The sequence below is a fragment of the Halolactibacillus sp. JCM 19043 genome (assembly GCF_001310395.1).
Lineage (GTDB): Bacteria > Bacillota > Bacilli > Bacillales > Amphibacillaceae > Halolactibacillus > Halolactibacillus miurensis.
In genome coordinates, this window is record NZ_BAXD01000100.1 from 1 (window position 1) to 567 (window position 567).

General features: G+C 35.1%; 1 protein-coding gene. It reads left to right on the forward strand.

Annotated elements, in window-relative coordinates:
* Positions 1-567 (forward strand): IS4 family transposase (locus tag JCM19043_RS15840; protein WP_156321460.1); only part of this gene is annotated, 567 nt, incomplete at both ends.

The window sequence follows — 567 nt, forward strand, 5'->3', positions numbered from 1 at the left end:
TCGCTCGCAACTTGAAGAATTTGTTGATGATAAATCCTGCATGTATGTGTTTGATCGTGGATATTTAGACTACAAAAAATTTGATCAAATGGTTGATGAAGGCTATTACTTTCTTACGCGTCTTCGAAAAAATGCCGTTATTCGTTCGTTAAAGACCATCAAACTTCCTGAAGACTCAGAAATCATTTCTGACGAAATGATTGTTATTGGTTCCACTCAAACACGATGTGAGAACACTTTTAGATTGATAAAGATTTATGACAACAAAGGAGACATACTTAATCTCATTACTAATCGATTTGACTTAAGTGCTAAAGATATTGCGGACATGTATAAATCGCGTTGGGCCATCGAACTTTTCTTCAAATGGATTAAACAACATTTGAACATTAAGACTTTCTATGGCAGAAGCGAGCAAGCGGTACACAATCAGATATATGCCGCTCTCATTACTTATGGTTTACATGTTCTCATTCATCTTGAAACAAATAGTAAAGAGACTTATCTAAAGATTACACGCTTACTAAAAGCAAGTTTATGGGATTCTCCTGATATGTGGATAAGTGC